Below are 1,002 nucleotides of genomic sequence, written 5' to 3' on the forward strand. Positions count from 1 at the left end.
AGTCTCGGGACCCCCGCCACAACCAAGCTTGCCGGCCATAAGGCAAGCGATCCTCAACCTCTTCATGCGACATCCACCCAGACGATGCCCTCACTGTGACAGGCTCCTTGCGGATGCTGCGGAGCCTAAAATGCCAAAGTAGTGCTAGGCTGTAGTGACAATTTAGGATTCCCCTGCCGTCCGAGATGTGATTCAAGACTGATTTTTGGAGGTCGGTCTTGGACGGCGAAGTTTTGCGCGATGATCAGTGGGAGCGGTTGCAGGAGTTTGTGCCCGGTGGCAGGAAGGGGAAACGCGGACCTCGTAGCGATGGCCGACGCTTCTTCGATGCCATCCTCTGGGTGGCGCGGTCTGGCGCGAGATGGCGAGATTTGCCGGAAAAGTTTGGGCCGTATCAGACGGCCAAGCGCCGCTATTACCGCTGGATTGAGCAGGGCATATTCGATCGGATCTTCGAGGCGGTGACCTCCGATCCCGATCTTGAGTGGTTGATGGTCGATGCCACCGTAATCCGCGCCAATGCGCAAGCCGCCGGGGCACGGCGTAAAAGGGGGGACCGCAAGCCCAGGCTCTCGGGCGCTCCCGAGGCGGATTTGGAACCAAACTCCACGCCGTAGTCGATGCGCTGGGCCTGCCAGTTCGCTTCGAGCTCGGTCCCGGCCAGCAGAACGATATGGCCCCGGCCTGCGACCTGATTACAGGATTGAGCGCCGATCAGGTCATCGCAGATCGCGCCTACGATGCCAACCGGTTCTACGACCTCATCCGCCAACAAGGCGGCGAACCTGTAGTCCCGCCTCGGCGCCATCGCAAACACCAGCACTGCTACGACCACTTCGCCTACAAGCAGCGCTGGGGGATCGAAGGCTTCTTCGCCAGGCTCAAGCAATGGCGGCGGATTGCCACGCGTTATGACAAACTCGCCGCCAACTTCCTGGGCTTCGTCAAACTCGCCAGCATCATGTTCTGGCTCAAATGACTAAATTGTCACTACAGCCTAGA

The 1,002-nt window shown here is 59.6% G+C and carries 1 protein-coding gene; it reads left to right on the forward strand.

Going from position 1 to position 1,002, the window contains the following annotated elements:
- Window positions 1–218 precede the first annotated feature (218 nt).
- A protein-coding gene (locus CCC_RS21605; RefSeq protein WP_152619672.1) for an IS5 family transposase occupies window positions 219–979 on the forward strand; the annotation gives its coding sequence in 2 pieces (ribosomal slippage) (window positions 219–546 and window positions 546–979; 762 coding nt in all).
- Window positions 980–1,002 lie beyond the last annotated feature (23 nt).

Source organism: Paramagnetospirillum magnetotacticum MS-1, from assembly GCF_000829825.1.
GTDB lineage: Bacteria > Pseudomonadota > Alphaproteobacteria > Rhodospirillales > Magnetospirillaceae > Phaeospirillum > Phaeospirillum magnetotacticum.